General features: G+C 74.6%; 12 protein-coding genes. 10 read left to right on the top strand and 2 right to left on the bottom strand.

Annotation, left to right across the window (positions count from 1 at the left end; all coding sequences use genetic code 11):
- Nucleotides 1-150: 150 nt before the first annotated feature.
- From OP18_RS41290 to OP18_RS41320, 7 genes are all read left to right on the top strand, one after another.
- Nucleotides 151-972, top strand: coding sequence for a thioesterase II family protein (locus tag OP18_RS41290; protein WP_052388110.1), 822 nt, complete (start codon nucleotides 151-153; stop codon nucleotides 970-972).
- Entirely contained in the window at nucleotides 965-1,705 is a 741-nt protein-coding gene (locus OP18_RS41295) for a 4'-phosphopantetheinyl transferase family protein (protein ID WP_279327222.1), read from the top strand. The genes OP18_RS41290 and OP18_RS41295 overlap by 8 nt, the downstream gene beginning before the upstream one ends.
- A 29-nt stretch (nucleotides 1,706-1,734) precedes the next feature.
- Entirely contained in the window at nucleotides 1,735-2,244 is a 510-nt protein-coding gene (locus OP18_RS41300; RefSeq protein ID WP_033364669.1) for an SRPBCC family protein, read from the top strand.
- Between the two features lie 75 nt (nucleotides 2,245-2,319).
- Complete coding sequence (locus OP18_RS41305; protein WP_033364670.1) at nucleotides 2,320-4,416, top strand: MMPL family transporter; 2,097 nt, start codon at nucleotides 2,320-2,322, stop codon at nucleotides 4,414-4,416.
- 34 nt (nucleotides 4,417-4,450) lie between these two features.
- On the top strand, nucleotides 4,451-6,370 hold the full coding sequence (locus OP18_RS41310) for an HAD-IIIC family phosphatase (RefSeq protein WP_211273836.1): 1,920 nt from the start codon (nucleotides 4,451-4,453) through the stop codon (nucleotides 6,368-6,370).
- Nucleotides 6,367-6,594: a hypothetical protein gene (locus OP18_RS41315; protein ID WP_033364671.1), complete on the top strand. Its 228-nt coding sequence runs from the start codon at nucleotides 6,367-6,369 to the stop codon at nucleotides 6,592-6,594. The genes OP18_RS41310 and OP18_RS41315 overlap by 4 nt, the downstream gene beginning before the upstream one ends.
- Nucleotides 6,595-6,673: 79 nt before the next feature.
- Nucleotides 6,674-8,170: a DHA2 family efflux MFS transporter permease subunit gene (locus OP18_RS41320; RefSeq protein WP_052388111.1), complete on the top strand. Its 1,497-nt coding sequence runs from the start codon at nucleotides 6,674-6,676 to the stop codon at nucleotides 8,168-8,170.
- A 60-nt stretch (nucleotides 8,171-8,230) separates the two neighbouring features.
- On the opposite strand, the gene OP18_RS41325 is transcribed toward OP18_RS41320, so the two are convergent.
- Nucleotides 8,231-10,891, bottom strand: coding sequence for an AfsR/SARP family transcriptional regulator (locus OP18_RS41325; RefSeq protein WP_033364672.1), 2,661 nt, complete (start codon nucleotides 10,889-10,891; stop codon nucleotides 8,231-8,233).
- Between the two features lie 5 nt (nucleotides 10,892-10,896).
- Entirely contained in the window at nucleotides 10,897-11,802 is a 906-nt protein-coding gene (locus OP18_RS41330) for an AfsA-related hotdog domain-containing protein (RefSeq protein ID WP_033364673.1), read from the bottom strand.
- Nucleotides 11,803-12,050: 248 nt separating this feature from the next.
- Between OP18_RS41330 and OP18_RS41335 the strand changes: the two genes are divergently transcribed.
- The 3 genes from OP18_RS41335 to OP18_RS41345 all read left to right on the top strand — a co-directional run bounded on the left by OP18_RS41335 (nucleotide 12,051) and on the right by OP18_RS41345 (nucleotide 15,055).
- Nucleotides 12,051-13,088, top strand: a complete 1,038-nt coding sequence (locus OP18_RS41335) for a ketoacyl-ACP synthase III family protein (RefSeq protein ID WP_033364674.1) — start codon at nucleotides 12,051-12,053, stop codon at nucleotides 13,086-13,088.
- Nucleotides 13,072-13,914 carry an FkbM family methyltransferase gene (locus tag OP18_RS41340; protein WP_052388112.1) on the top strand — a complete coding sequence of 281 codons (843 nt, stop codon included), beginning with the start codon at nucleotides 13,072-13,074 and terminating at the stop codon, nucleotides 13,912-13,914. Before OP18_RS41335 ends, OP18_RS41340 begins: the two co-directional genes overlap by 17 nt.
- A gap of 82 nt (nucleotides 13,915-13,996) precedes the next feature.
- Nucleotides 13,997-15,055, top strand: a complete 1,059-nt coding sequence (locus tag OP18_RS41345; RefSeq protein WP_033364675.1) for a ketoacyl-ACP synthase III family protein — start codon at nucleotides 13,997-13,999, stop codon at nucleotides 15,053-15,055.
- Nucleotides 15,056-15,057: the final 2 nt, after the last annotated feature.

Raw genomic sequence — 15,057 nt, forward strand, 5'->3', positions numbered from 1 at the left:
GCCAATGTGTCTGCACGGGGTTCCGGCGCGGCGGCCGGTCTGGCCCCAGTGTCGACGCGCCCGCTAAAGGCCGCCCAAACCCCGGATTGCGGCGCCCTGGCGGGGTCCCCGGAAGCTGTTACGGTCGATCCGACCGAGGGGAGGCCGGAGATGACCGTCGACACGCCGCAGCTCGCCACCGCGCCGCCGCGACCGCGCACACCCGCGGTGCTGCGACCACGACCCGTCGACGCGCCGGCGATCCGGCTCGTCGGGTTCCCGCACGCCGGCGGTTCCGCGGCCGGCTACCACCCGCTCGGCCGGCTCCTGCCGCCGGACTGGGACCTGCTCCTGCTCGACCTGCCCGGCCGCGGCCAGCGGCACGCGCAGCCGAGCCTGCGCTCGATGGGCGAGGTGCTGCTGTGCGCGCTGAGCGACCTGCGACCGTGGCTGGACGGCACGCCACTGGCGCTGTTCGGGCACAGCTACGGCGCCGTCCTCGCCTACGAGGTGTCGCTGGCCCTGCAGGACCTCGGCCGCCCGCCGGTCTGGCTCGGCGTCTCCGGCCGCGTCGCGCCGGGCGTCGGCGCGGGTGGCCTGGCCCGGCTGTACGAGCTGGACGACCGGCGGCTCACCGACCAGCTCGTCGCGCTCGGCGGACTGCCGCCGGCCCTCGCCGAGGTGCCCGAGCTGCTGGAGCGGTTTCTCGGCCCCGTCCGCGACGACCTGCGGGTGCTGGACACCTACCGGCCGCGGCCGGGCCGACCCCGGCTGTCCTGCCCGGTCACCGCCCTGTGCGGCACCGCCGACCCGCTCGCCCCCGCCGACGGCCTGCCCGCCTGGCAGGACGAGACGACCGCCCGCTTCCGGCTGCGGATGTACCCCGGCGGCCACTTCTACCTGCTCGGCGACGGCCTGTCCGGGTTCGCCGCGGCGGTCACCGCCGACGTCGACGCCGCCGTCATCGCCGACGTCGGCGGCCCCGGTGGCTGACGACGCCCGGCCCACGCCGACGACCCTGGCCACCCGGCCGGCGCTGCTCAGCCTGGTCCTGCCGGCGCAGGTGCGGTGCGCCGAGGCGTTCGGCGACCCGCCCGAGGCGACGCTGCTGCCACAGGAGGAGCCGGCCGTCGCCGGCGCCGTTGCCAAGCGGGTCCGGGAGTTCACCACCGTCCGGCACTGCGCCCGCGCCGCCCTACGCGCGCTGGGCCGGCCGCCCGCGCCGATCCTGCCGGGTGAGCGGTCCGCGCCGAGGTGGCCCGACGGGGTGGTCGGCAGCATGACGCACTGCGACGGCTTCCGCGGCGCGGCCGTGGCCGAGGCCACCGTCTTCGCGGCGATCGGCGTGGACGCCGAGCCGCACGGCCCGCTGCCCGACGGCGTGTTCGACCTCGTCGCGCTGCCGGCCGAGCGGGCCCGCCACGGCGCGCTGCGGGCGCTGCGCTCCGACCTGCACTGGGACAGGCTGCTGTTCTGCGTCAAGGAGGCCGTCTACAAGGCGTGGTTCCCGCTGACCGGCCGCTGGCTCGGCTTCGAGGACGCCGACGTCACCTTCCACCCGGCCGGCACGTTCCACGCCCGGCTGCTGGTGCGGGACGCACCGCTGACCGGCATGCGGGGGCGGTACGCGGTCGCCGGCGGCTTCGCGCTGGCCGGTGTCGCCGTCGGCCGCGCCGCCCCGGCCGGGGCGGCCGGCGAGTACGTGGTCGAGCGTTTCGCTCGGTAGACTCCTGGCAACTCTGAAGGGCGGGCCGGATGCCGTTGCCGATCGTCGGAACCCTGTTCTACAGCGGTCCACCGCTGCACGTGCTGCACGACGACTACGCCAAACAGGGCCGCATCGACGACCGGGCGCCGGTCGTGGCCGCCGCCGAGGTCGACGTCGACGCCCCACCGGCCACGGTGTGGCGGTTGCTCAGCGACGTGGCCGCCTGGCCGTCTTGGAACACCGACATCAAGTCGGTGACGCTCGACCCGGCGGTCGCTGTCGATGCGGCGTTCCACTGGAAGAACGGCGCCTCCAGCATCCGGTCGCGGTTCGCGGTCGTGGCCGCCGAGCGGGAGCTGACCTGGACCGGGGTGAGCACCGGCATCCGTGCCGTGCACCGCAACACCCTGGAGCCGCTGCCCGGCGGCGGGGTCCGGCTGCGCAGCGAGGAGAGCATGGCCGCGCCGCTGATCGGGGTGATCTTCCCGAGCGGGGTCCTGCAGCGCTCCCTGCGCAAGTGGGTCGAGCAGCTCAAGCGCACCGCCGAAGCCGCCTAAGGCGGCCTTTAGCGCCCACCCGAAGACTCACCCGCAGCCGGCGTGCCGCCGGCGGCCACGGTGAGCGGAGGGGTGATGGGCGCGATTGTCCGAGCTGTCTGCGGGCGGCGGACCAAATGGCTGACGCTGGCGGTGTGGCTCGTCGTCGTGGGCGGCCTCGGCGGCCTCGGCAGCAGGCTCGCCGAGGTCCAGAAGAACGACATCTCGGCCTGGCTGCCCGGGGGCGCCGAGTCGACCCAGGCGCTGACCGTCGTGCAGCGGCTGCAGCCGGACCACACGGTCGAGGCGCAGGTCGTGTACGTCCGGCCCGGCGGGCTCACCGCGGCGGACAAGGCCAAGGCCGACGCCGATGCGCGCGCCTTCGCCTCGGTGCCGGGCGTGCGCGGGACCGTCGGCACGCCCGAGGTTTCCGCCGATGGCGCGGCGGTGCAGGTCCGGGTCCCGGTGGAACTGCCGAAGACCGGCTGGGACCAGGTCAAGACCACCACCGACGAGCTGCGCGGCATCGCCGCCGCCGGCGCCGCCGGGCTGAGCGTGCACATCGCCGGGCAGGCCGGCTACACGGCCGACCAGGCGGCCGCGTACGGCGGGATCGACGGGGTGCTGCTGGCGGTCGCCGCGCTCGTCGTCATCGTGCTGCTTCTGCTGACCTACCGCAGTCCGGTGCTGTGGCTGCTGCCGTTGGCCGCCGTCTCCGTCGGGCTCATGGTCTCCCAGGGGCTCATCTACCTGCTGGCCCGCGACGCCGGGCTGACCATCGACGCGCAGGGCGCGGCGGTGCTCACCGTCATCGTGTTCGGCGTCGGCACCGACTACGCCCTGCTGCTCATCGCCCGCTACCGCGAGGAACTGCGCCGGCACGAGGACCGGCACGAGGCGATGACGGTGGCGGTGCGGCGGGCCGGTGCGGCGGTCGTCGCCAGCGCCGGCACCGTGGCCGCCGGCATGCTGTGCCTGCTGTTCGCGCAGATGCGCTCGACGAAGGGCCTCGGCCCGGTCGTCGCGATCGGCGTCGCGGTGACGCTGGTGGCCATGCTGACGCTGCTGCCCGCCCTGCTCACGGCCTGCGGCCGCTGGGTCTTCTGGCCGGTCCGCCCGGTGCACGGCGCGCCCGAGCCGACCGGCGGCGGTGCCTGGCACCGGCTCGGCACCTGGATCTCCGGCCGCGCCCGGGCGGTCTGGCTGGTGTCCGCGGTGCTGCTCGCCATCGCCGCGCTCGGCGTGACCGAGCTGCGCCTGGGCGGGCTCAGCAACGCGGACACCTTCGTCGACCGGCCCGACTCGGTCGTCGGGCAGCGGGTGATCGCGGAGCACTACGGCGCCGGCGTCGGCGACCCGGCGCTCGTCGTGGCCCGCGCCGCACGGGCCGAGCAGGTCCGCGCGGCCGCCGCCGGCGTCGACGGGGTCGCCGCGGCCGCCGCCGGGCCGGTGACCGCCGACGGCTGGGTGCTGCTCACCGCGGTGCTGCGCGACCCGTCCGACAGCGCCGCGGCCCGGGAGACGATCGGCCGGCTGCGGGCCGCGGTCCACGCGGTGCCCGACGCCGGAGCGCTGGTCGGCGGCGACACCGCCGTGCGTCTCGACATCGCCGACGCGTCCCGCTCCGACAACCGGCTGATCATCCCGCTGGTACTGCTGGTGGTGTTCGGCGTCCTGGCCGGGCTGTTGCGCTCACTGCTCGCCCCGCTGCTGCTGATGGCCACGGTGGTGCTCTCCTTCGGCGCCGCCCTCGGCGTCAGCGCCGTGGTGTTCGAGCACGCCTTCGGCTTCGGCGGGCAGGACACCCTGTACCTGCTGTTCGTGTTCGTGTTCCTGGTCGCCTTGGGCATCGACTACAACATCTTCCTGATGACGCGGGTGCTCGAGGAGGCACCGGTCGTCGGGACCCGTACGGGCGTCGTGGCCGGGCTGGCCGCGACCGGCGGGGTGATCACCTCGGCGGGTCTGGTGCTGGCCGGCACGTTCGCCGCGCTGGCCACGCTGCCGGCGGTGTCGTTCGTCGAGATCGGGTTCACCGTCGCCTTCGGTGTCCTGCTCGACACGTTCCTGGTGCGCACCGCCCTGGTCCCGGCCCTGGCCAGCGACATCGGCCGGGCGATCTGGTGGCCGGGCGCGCTGGCCCGCGCGCCGAAGAAGGAGCCGGAGCCGACCCCCGCGCCGGTGCCGGTCTGACCCCCTAGCCAACCCCTGTAGGAGGACGATTCCTGTGACTGCCGTGCTCGAGGAGACGCCGCTCGCCCGGCTCCGGGTGCTGCACAACGAGGGCCGCATCGCCGCGGAGTACCGTGCGGTGCCGGCGCTGCTCGCCGAGATGACCGACCCGGTCGACCTGACCCGCGCGGGGCAGGTCCTGTCGCGGACCGACGTGTGCGACGTCCTCGCCGCCGGCGGCGCGACCGACGCCGACACGGTCACCGTGGCCATCACCGGCCACGCCACGCTCGGCACCCTGGTCGCCCCGCTCACCGCCCAGTTCGCCCGGCACGGGCTGCTGTTGCGCCCGCACGTCGGCGACTTCGACGCCTACATCCGCGACCTGCAGGACCCCGGTAGCGAGGTGTACACCAGCGGCGCCGACCTGGTGCTGTGCGTGCTCGACGCGCAGATCGTCTTCGACGAGCTCGCGCCGGGCTGGACGGCGCAGGACGTCGCCGCCGTCACCACCGCCAAGCTGGCCCTGCTGGAGCGGCTGGTCACCGGCTACACCGAGCGGGCCGGCGGCCGGCTGGTGCTCAACACGGTGCCGCTGCAGCGCGTCCACACCGCGCAGCTGGTCGACCTGCGCTCCCGGGCGGCGCTCGGGATCGCCTGGCGGCAGTTCAACGTGGGGCTGCTCGCCCTCGCCGAGCGGCACGCCCGGGTCTCGGTGGTGGACCTCGACCCGGTCCTCGCCGAGGGCGTGCCCGTCCACGAGCCGAGGATGGCGGTGTACGCGAAGGCGCATCTCGGCGACGAGCTGCTGTTCGGCTACGCGCGTGAGGTCGCGCACCTGGCCCGCACCGTGCGCGGCCGGGGCAAGAAGGTGCTGGTGCTCGACCTGGACAACACCGTCTGGGGCGGCGTCCTCGGCGACGACGGCCAGGACGGCATCGAGGTCGCGACCACGTTCCGCGGTGAGGCGTTCGGCCGGTTCCAGCGGACCGTGAAGCAGCTCGCCGCCCAGGGTGTGGTCCTCGCGATCAGCAGCAAGAACGACCACGAACCGGTGCTCGCCGCGCTGCGCGAGCACCCCGACATGGTGCTGCGCGACAGCGACTTCGCGCGGATCAACGCCAACTGGAACGCCAAGGACGTCAACATCCGCGACATCGCCGGCGTGCTCAACCTCGGGCTGGACAGCATGGTGTTCGTCGACGACTCGGCGTTCGAGCGCGGTCTGGTCGCCCAGGCGCTGCCGGAGGTCACCGTGGTCGCCGTCGACGAGGAGCCGGCGCTGCACGTGGAGCGGCTGCTCGCCGACGGCTGGTTCGACACGCTGGAGCTCACCGAGGAGGACCGCGCGCGCGGCAGCCTGTACCGGGCCGAGGGTGCCCGGCAGGAGCTGCTGGACGGCAGCGGCTCGCTCGCCGACTACCTCGACCAGCTCGGCGTCCAGGTGACCGTGTCCCGTGCCGGCGCCGCCGAGGTGGCCCGGGTGGCGCAGCTGACCCTGCGCACCAACCAGTTCAACCTGACCACCGAGCGGCTCGACCAGGCCGATGTGCAGCGGCGGGTCGACGACCCGGCGCACCTGGTGCTGGCGATCCGCTCGGGTGACCGGTTCGGCGACAACGGGGTCGTCGGCGCGGTCTTCGCCCACCGCGGTGCCGGCAAGCTGCACATCGACAACGTCCTGCTCAGCTGCCGGGTGTTCGCCCGGGGGATCGAGCAGGCGGCGCTGGCGGAGGTGCTGCGCTTCGCGCGGGACACCGGCGTCACGTCCGTGCACGCCACGTACCGCCCGACCAAGAAGAACACGAAGGTGCGCGACTTCTACCCGTCGCTCGGCTTCGAAACGGCCGGCGACGACGCCGGGACGCTGACGTTCCGCCGTGACCTGACCGACCTGCCCGGCGTGCCGGGCCACCTCACCCTCCGATCCGACCTCGGCACCGAGGCCGCCACCACCGAAAGGACCCCGGCATGATCACCGAGACCGACTTCATCCGGATCGTGCGCGACGAGCTCGCGCTGCCGCTGGCCAAGCAGGACCTGGAGGGCGACCTCGACGGTGTCGTCAGCTGGGACTCGCTGCACATGCTGCGCCTGGTCGCGGCGGTCGAACGGGAGACCGGCAAGCGGATGCTGATCGGCAACCTGCTGACCGAGCGCAGCCTGCGCGGCATCTACTCCAAGGTCGCCGCGGCCTGACCCAGCGGTCGCCGGCCGGTGCCGTGGCCCCGTTGGGGGCCGCGGCCCGGCCCGGCGACCAGTCCCGAGGAGGACAACTGTGAGCATTGTCGACGACGCGGCCCGGGTCGACCCGGGTGCCGCCCCCGCGGCGCCGGACGGGCGGCGCTGGTGGGCCCTGCTGGTCATCTCGTTCGCCCAGTTCATGATCGTCATTGATGCGACGGTCGTCAACGTCATGCTGCCCCAGCTGCGCGCCGATCTCGGCCTCACGGCCACCGGCATGCAGTGGGTGATGAGCTCCTACGTGCTGCTCTTCGGAGGGCTGCTGCTGCTCGGCGGCCGGCTCACCGACATCCTGGGCCGCCGCCGCGTCTTCATCGGCGGCCTGGCCCTGTTCACCGCGGGATCGGCGCTCGCCGGCCTCGCCGGCGGCGAGGCGACCCTGCTGGCCGCCCGGGCCGTGCAGGGCATCGGCGGCGCCGCGATCGCCCCCGCCACCCTGTCGATCCTGGTCACCACGTTCGCCGAGGGCAAGGAACGCAACAAGGCGTTCGGCATCTGGGGCACGGTCATCGGCGTCGGCGCGTCGATCGGCACCCTGCTCGGCGGGGCCGTGGTCGACATCGGCTGGCGCTGGGCGTTCTACATCAACATCCCGGTGGGGGTGCTGCTGGTCCTCGGCGCGCTGCTGCTGGTCAGCGGTGCCCGACCGACCGGTCCCCGCCCGCCCGCCGACACCGCCGGTGCCCTGACCGCGACCGGCGGCATGCTGCTGGTGGTGTACGCCATCGTCAGCGTCACGACCAACGGCTGGACCGACCCGGTGACGCTGGCGGCGGCCGCGGGCGGGCTGGCGCTGCTCGGGGTGTTCCTGCGCATCGAACGGTCCACCGCGGCGCCGCTGCTGCCGCTGCGCCTGTTCCGCCAGCGCGGCGTCGTCGCGGGCAGCCTCGGGGAGTTCCTGACCGCCGGCATCATGCTGCCGTCGTTCTTCCTGCTGCCGCTGTACATGCAGACGGTGCTCGGCTACAGCCCGCTGGAGACGGGCCTGGCCTACATCCCGACCAGCCTGGCGCTGATGATCGTGGCGCCGGTGCTGCTGCAGCTCATCGGCAGGACCGGGCCGCGCGCCCTGTACCTCATCGGCACCGTCCTGCTCGGCGCCATGCTGGTGCTGATGCTGGACACGCCGCTGCGGGCGAACTACTGGACGGTGCTGCTGCCGGTCACCACGCTGCTCGGCGCCGGTCTGGTGTTCTGCCTGGTGCCGACGCCCGTGGTGGGCACGTCCCAGGCGACCGGCGACGACGCCGGCGCGACCTCGGCGGTGCTCAACACCGCCACGCAGGTCGGTGCCGCGTTCGGGCTGGCGGTCGTCGCCACGGTGGTGCAGGACCGCGTCGCCACCCTGGTGGCCCGCGGCGTGGACCCGATCGAGGCGCTGAACGCGGCGCTGCACCGCGGCTTCGCGGTGCTCGGCGTCTGGGTCGTGCTCAGCTTCGCGGTCGGCCTGGTCGGCTTCCGCGGCCTGCGCGGCGCGTCCGGGCAGGCCGCTGACGCCCCGGCGGAGGCCCGCCCGGCAGCCGCCGACTGACCGGCCGGACGATGACCGCGGGCGGCGCCCGGCCGCCCGCGGTCGCGTCACCGTGCCCGGTCAGGCCGCGCCGAACATCCACACCCCGGGCCGCATCTCGATCGCGGCCATGGCGCCGCCCCGGCTCGGCTCGCGGCGGATGCGTTCGGCGACCCGGTGCGCGAACTCGCGCCACCGCGGGTCGCCGAGCTGGTCGGCGGCCCGCCCGCACTCGGCGAAGCGGTGCAGCGCCGCGTCCCGCTCGCCACGGCGCAGCTCCACCAGCGCGAGGCCGCGCAGGGCGTCCGTCGCGCCGCGGACGTCACCGTCGGCGCGGCACAGGATGAGGCCCTGGGCGTACAGACGCCGCGCCCGGTCACCGAGCCCGTGCTCCAGCGACACGTCGGCCAGCCCGATGAGGCCGTGCGCCTCGACCGGCCGGCACCCCGACGACCTGGCCCAGCGGTGCGCGCGCTCGAACGCGGCGGTCGCCTCGGGCACCTGCCGGCGCTGCCACGCCAGCTCGCCGAGGGACAGCTCGGCGACGGCCTCCGCGGTGCCGTTGCCGGCCCGGCGGGCCGCGTCCAGGGCAAGGCCGAGAACCTCGCCCCAGTCGTCCCAGCCGGCGCTCACCTGGAAGTAGCCGCTGAGCGCGTCGGCGAGGCGCCACACCAGCGGCCAGAGCCCGGCGGCGTGGGCCCGCCGCACGGCGGTGACCAGCCCGGCGGCCTCCACGTCGAACCAGCGCAGCGGGGCGTCGCCGACCACGCCGTTCATGCCGTTCATGCCGTTCATGCCGGCCCCGCCGGTCGCGCCGTCCGGCGGCCGCGGGGCCGGGTCGCCGGGCAGGTCCAGGGCCCGGCCGGGGGTGAGCAGCGCGTCGGCGTGCCGGGCCAGGTCGGTCGCGGTGCGGCACCAGCGCTCGACGGCGGCGGCGCGGGCGTCCGCCGGCTCCTCCGCGAGCAGCTCCACCGCGAGGGCGCGCAGCAGGACGTGGAAGCCGAACCGACCCGGCCGGCCGACCACGGAGCGGTGCTCGAGCAGCTGGGCGTGCACCAGCTCGGTGATCACCTGTTCGGCGTCGCCGGAGGCCGCGCCGAGCAGCGCCGCGGCGGTCCACGCCGCGAAGTCCTGCGCGGGTGCCACCGCCAGCAGCCGCATCGCCCGCTGCGCGGCCGGGCTGACCTCGCGGTAGCCGACGAGCAGGTTGGACCGCACGTCGATGTCGCCGACGGTCAGCAGGCTCAGCCGGGCCGGCTCGTCGGCGAGCCGCGCGGCGAGGCCCGCCGCGGTCCACTGTGGACGCATGGCGAGGCTCGCCCCGGCGACCCGCAGGGCGAGCGGCAGGTGGCCGCACAGCCGGGCGATGCGGGCGGCGGCGCGGCGGTCCGCGGTGATGCGGTCCCCGCCGGTCGCGGCGAGCAGCTCGCAGGCGGCGGCCTGGTCCAGCACCGGCAGGACCACGTGCCGGGCGCCCTCGATGGCGGTGAGGATCCGCCGGCCGGTGATGAGGACCGTGCATTCGCCGGTGGCGGCGAGGATCCCGCGGATCTGCCGCTCGGAGACCGCATCGTCCAGGACGATCAGCAGCCGCCGGCCGGCGATGACCCTCTGCAGGGTGACGAGCAGCCCTTCGAGATCCCCGCTCAGCTCGCCGGTGACGTCGTTCCCGGCACCCGCCGGGAACGCCCGCAGCAGCCGCTGCACCGACTGGGTGGCGTCCAGGGGCGCCCCCTCGCTGCTGCGCAGGTTGGCGAAGAGCCGCCCGTCGTGGAACCGGTCGCTGAGCCGGTGCGCGAGCGCCAGCGCGAACGCGGTCTTGCCGACGCCGGCCTTGCCGGCGATGCTGAGCACCCGCGTGGTGCGGGGACCGCCGTCGCCGAGCAGCTCCACGGCCCGGGCGAGCTCGGCGTCGCGGCCGGTGAAGTCGGCGACCGGCCGGGGCAGCCACACGATCGGCTCGGGCGGGCGGCCGCCGCCGCGCCATTCCAGCCCCGGGTCGAAGCGCAGGACCCGCTGGTGCAGCTCGCGCAGGTCCGTGCCCGGGTCGGTGCCGAGCTCGTCGGCGAGCCGGCGACGGATCCGGCCGAACACCCGCAACGCGTCGGCCTGCCGGTCGCTGCGGTGCAGCGCGAGCATGAGCTGGGCGTGCAGCCGCTCCCGCAGCTGGTGCTCGTCGGCCAGCGCCAGCAGCTCGGCGATGATCTCACGGTGGTGGCCCAGCTGCAGCTCGGCGGCGAAGAGGTGCTCCAGCGCGTCCAGCTGCAGCTCCTGCAGCCGGGCGGCGGCGGACATGAGCACCGGCCCGTGCGGGATGTCCGCCAGTGGCGGGCCGGACCACAGCGCCGTCGCCGCGCGCAGCAGCCGCGCCGCCTCGGCCTGGTCGTGGCGCTGCAGGGCGGCGCGGCCGTCGCGGCGCAGCGTCTCGAACCGGCTCAGGTCGACCTCGTCCGGGCCGACCTGCATCACGTACCCGGGTGCGCGGGTGACGATCGGCCCGCCGGCCGCCGGCTCCAGCTGCTTGCGCAGCTGCGACACGTACACCTGCAGGGTGGTCGTCGCGGTGCGCGGCGGGTGCTCGCCCCACAGCTCCTCGATGAGGCAGTCGGCGGAGACCACGTCGCCGGCCCGGATGAGCAGGGTCGCGGCCACCACCCGCAGCTTCGCCGCGGACGGGGTGCGCTCACCGAGCCGGACCGGGCCGAGCAGCCGGTAGCGTGCGGGCGTGGTCGCGGGCGCCACCGGGATCAGCCGTCTTCCAGGACGGTGACCGACGCGGTGCCCAGCGGCGTGCCGGTCTGCGTGAAGCGCAGCTCGACCGGCACGACCGGCTGGCCGTCCCGGTTGCGGGTGGCGGTGCCGGGTCTGGCGGTGCACCGCACGGTGGCCTCACCGGCGACCGCGGCGCTGAACCGGCCCGACCACAGCGTCACGGTGCAGTGCCCGGAGGCGAAGCCGCGTAACCGGCCCGCGGTGAGGATGGCGGCCTGCCGCCCCGCCTCGAGCAGGTCCCCGTCCGGTGTGTCCCGCCACGGCGCGGCGCTGCCGGCGGCGGTGCCGGCCAGGTCCAGGCGCAGCTCGTCATCCTCGTCGCGGGGCGGCTGCGCGGACTGCCCGACGAGCACGTTGCGGGCGTCGGAGCGGCCGACCGAGTGCGGGGACAGCAGCCGGAAGCGGCCCCGACCCGCGCCGGTCGCCGGCTCGCCGTCCGGGACCGGGAACGCGACCTCCAGCCGGGCGCTGCCGCACGGCACCGCGCCGATGGTGATGGTGGCCCGGCACAGCAGCGCGGAGGGCACCGCACCGCCGCCCGGGTCGGCGGCCCGCACCCGCAGGTCGACACTCGCGTGGGAGGAACCGGCGGCGGTCCGCCAGGGCGGCAGGCTGGTGATCCCGGCCTCGAACCGGCCGAAGACCGCGGGCCGGTCGGCGGGCACCCGGAAGTAGCCGTGCCCGATGAACACCACCGCCTCGCGCAGCGCCTCGGCCAGGAACAGCGGGTCGTGCCGCTTGCCCGGGCCGTCGTTGTACAGCGGGTGCGCCGAGGGCAGCTCGGCCGACAGGGCGAAACCGTGCTCCTGGGCCCCGGCGGTGTCGGTGAAGGTCCCCGTGGCCGATGACGCGCGGTGCACCAGCCGCTGAAGGACCGGCATGCGATTCGTGGCGTGCATTCCTCATCCCACCCGTGTATGTATCACGTCGACCGTGAATTCTTCATTTTCACCGCGCGGTCTTATACAGATGTCAATGGCGCTCTACGGGCCAGAATACTATCGACGTTGATCGCACACAGTGGCCTTGTGTCCGCTATGGACCGTAATTTTGCCGGACGCAAGGCACGCTTTAGCGGGCCGCACCAAGGTGACTGGGTCAGCTCAACCGATCGCAGTGGAGGCACCTGATGCGCTGGGAAAACGTGTACGTGGCCGGGCTCGGCGCGTACCTGCCGCGGGAGGCGGTGAAGGCGGACGACGCCGTCGCCGCCGGCCTGTACGACGCGGGGGAACACGAGGCCAACGGCATCCGAGAGGTCCGCATCGCCGGCGAGGGCGAGGCCCCGGCGGAGATGGCCGCCGCGGCCGGCCGCCAGGCCGTGCAGCGCTCCGGGCACGCCCCGGAGGACTTCGGGCTGGTACTGCATGCCTGCTGCGCCCACCAGGGCCAGGACTTCTGGACCCCGGCGTCGTTCGTGCAGCGGGAGGCGGGGGCCGGCACCGGCGCCGCCATCGAGATCCGGCAGGGCTCCAACGGCGGCCCCGCCGCGCTCGAGCTCGCCGCGTCGTGGATCACGTCGCGGCCGGACGCCCCGGCCGCGCTCATCACCACCGGTGACTCGTTCAAGCTGCCGTACTTCAACCGCTGGACGACCGACGACCAGCAGATCTACGGCGACGGCGCCGGCGCGGTCGTGCTGTCGACGCGGGGCGGCTTCGCCAAGCTGCGCTCCACCGCGAGCGTCGGCGACCCGTCGCTGGAGCCGATCTACCGGGGCGACGACGCGTGGAACGACGCGCCGTTCTACAACGGCAAGCCCGGCGACATGCGCGCCCGCAAGCACGCGTACCTGATGCAGAACCCGAACGGCTACGAGGAGGCCATCGAGCGCATCGGCCGCAACTTCGGCGGCGTGCTGCACCGCGCGCTGACCGACGCCGACACGACGCTGCCGGACACCCAGTGGTTCGTGCACGCCAACGTCGGGCAGACCGTCGCCGACTGGGGCTTCTACGGCCAGCTCGGCCTCGACCCGAAGCAGACCACCTACGAGTGGGGCAAGGACTACGGCCACATGGGCGCCGGCGACCAGCTCATCGGCCTCAACCACCTGATCGAGACCGGCCGGCCGAAGCCTGGCGACCTGATCGTCACCGTCGGCGCCGGCATCGGTTTCATGTGGACGGTCGCCGTCCTGGAGGTCGTCGATGTCCCCCAGTGGTGAGACCGCCACGCTCGCCCCGCCGGCGGTAACCGCGGGCCCGGACGACTTCGTCCTGCCCAACGGCATGGTCGTGGCGCACCAGCGGGCCTACGAGACCACCTACCTGTACGACGAGATCTTCGCCCGCAACTGCTACCTGCAGCACGGCATCACCCTGCCGCCCGGCGCGGTCGTGCTCGACATCGGCGCGAACATCGGCATGTTCAGCATGTTCGTGGCCCGGCAGTGCCCGGACGCCACGATCCACGCGGTCGAGCCGGCCCCGGCGCTGATCGGCGTGCTGCGCACCAACCTGGCCCGGCACGCGCCGGGCGGGGTCGCGCACCACTGCGGCGTGTCCGCCCAGGACGGCTCGATGCAGTTCACCTACTACCCCAACTCGTCGGTGTTCTCCGGGTTCCACGCCGACACCGCGATCGACCGGGCCGTGCTGCGCAAGGTCATCGAGAACGCCGCCGAGGAGAGCGGCGAGACCGAGCCGGTGCCCGACTTCCTGCTCGACGACCTGCTGCAGAACCGGTTGCACGCCGAGCGGCACGAGATCGCGACCCGGTCGGTCAGCTCGCTGATCGCCGAGTGCGGCCTCGAGCGCGTCGACCTGTTGAAGATCGACGCGGAGCGCAGCGAACTCGCCGCGCTCGACGGGATCACCGACGCGGACTGGTCCAAGATCCGCCAGGTGGCGCTGGAGTCGCACGGCGGCGCCGCCGAGCACGACCTGCTGGCCGAGATCCTTCGCCGGCGCGGCTTCGACGTCGTGGTGGACACCTACGGCCCGCTGCGCGACACCGGCTTCGCCAACATCTTCGCCCGCCGCGCCGACTGACGCCCGCACCCCACGAACCGCCGGCCGGCCCGTCCGGCCGGCGGGGAAACCACCGTGCCCACCGCTACCCCGACGGAGCGTCATGCCCGAGCAGCCCTTGTTCCTAGCCGCCGCGGCGGCGTGGCTTCCGCCGCCGACCGAGCTCGCCGCCCTGGCCGGCGGCGGCGCCGACGAGTTCGTCACCAACGGCATCGTCAGCGTCCCGGTCGCCGGAGCCGACGACGCGCCGCCGCAGATGGCGGCGCGCGCGGCACAGACGGCCCTGACCCGCGCGGCCGCCCAGCTGCGGCGGGACGACGTGGTGCTGGTGCTGTACGCCAACACCTACCACCAGGGCCAGAACTCGTTCTGGTCGCCGGCCTCCTACGTGCAGCGCAGCGCCGGCGTGTCCGGCGCCGCAGCGATCAACGTGGGCCAGGCCTCCAACGGCGGCATGGCCGCGCTGGACCTCGCCGCCGGCTACCTGTCGGCCCGTGGCAGCGGCGCGGCGCTCATCACCGCCGCGGACCGCTTCTGCGAGCCGGGCATCGTACGGTGGGCCGCCGACTACGGCGCGGTCTACGGCGACGGTGCCGCGGCCGTGGTGCTGTCCACCAGCGGCGGCTTCGCCCGCGTGCTGTCGGTGCACACCAGCACCGACGCCGAGCTGGAGCAGATGCACCGCGGCAACACCCGCTTCCAGCCGGCCCCGACCGGCGCTCCGGTGGACGTGCGGCTGTCGAAGGTCCAGTTCATCACCGACTTCGGCCTGGACAACCTGCTGCACCGGCTGTCCACGGGCATGCGCGCCGTCGTCGGCGCCGCGCTCGCCCGGGCCGGCTGCGACCTGGCCGACATGGCCGTGGTCGTGCTGCCGAACCTCAACCGCAAGATGCTCACCGACCAGTACCTCGAACCCCTCGCCCTGGACCCGGACCGCACCCTCGTGGCGTGGTCGTCGCGGGTCGGGCACCTGGGCGCGGCCGATCAGCTCGCCGGCGTGGCGCACCTGGTCGAGGCCGGCCGGGTGGCTCGCGGCGACCGGGTGCTGCTGGTCGGCACCGGCAGCGGGCTGTCCTGGTCCGCGGCCGTCCTGGAGATCCTCGACGTGCCCGACTGGGCGGAGCAGACCGCGTCGCCCGCGCCGGTCCCGGTGGGCTGACC

The organism is Dactylosporangium aurantiacum, from assembly GCF_000716715.1.
Taxonomy (GTDB): domain Bacteria; phylum Actinomycetota; class Actinomycetes; order Mycobacteriales; family Micromonosporaceae; genus Dactylosporangium; species Dactylosporangium aurantiacum.

Coding starts and splice junctions, on each gene's coding strand:
- OP18_RS41290 (WP_052388110.1), top strand. CDS start 151: ATGACCGTCGACACGCCGCAGCTCGCCACCGCGCCGCCGCGACCGCGC.
- OP18_RS41300 (WP_033364669.1), top strand. CDS start 1,735: ATGCCGTTGCCGATCGTCGGAACCCTGTTCTACAGCGGTCCACCGCTG.
- OP18_RS41305 (WP_033364670.1), top strand. CDS start 2,320: ATGGGCGCGATTGTCCGAGCTGTCTGCGGGCGGCGGACCAAATGGCTG.
- OP18_RS41315 (WP_033364671.1), top strand. CDS start 6,367: ATGATCACCGAGACCGACTTCATCCGGATCGTGCGCGACGAGCTCGCG.
- OP18_RS41330 (WP_033364673.1), bottom strand. CDS start 11,802: ATGCCGGTCCTTCAGCGGCTGGTGCACCGCGCGTCATCGGCCACGGGG.
- OP18_RS41335 (WP_033364674.1), top strand. CDS start 12,051: ATGCGCTGGGAAAACGTGTACGTGGCCGGGCTCGGCGCGTACCTGCCG.
- OP18_RS41340 (WP_052388112.1), top strand. CDS start 13,072: ATGTCCCCCAGTGGTGAGACCGCCACGCTCGCCCCGCCGGCGGTAACC.
- OP18_RS41345 (WP_033364675.1), top strand. CDS start 13,997: ATGCCCGAGCAGCCCTTGTTCCTAGCCGCCGCGGCGGCGTGGCTTCCG.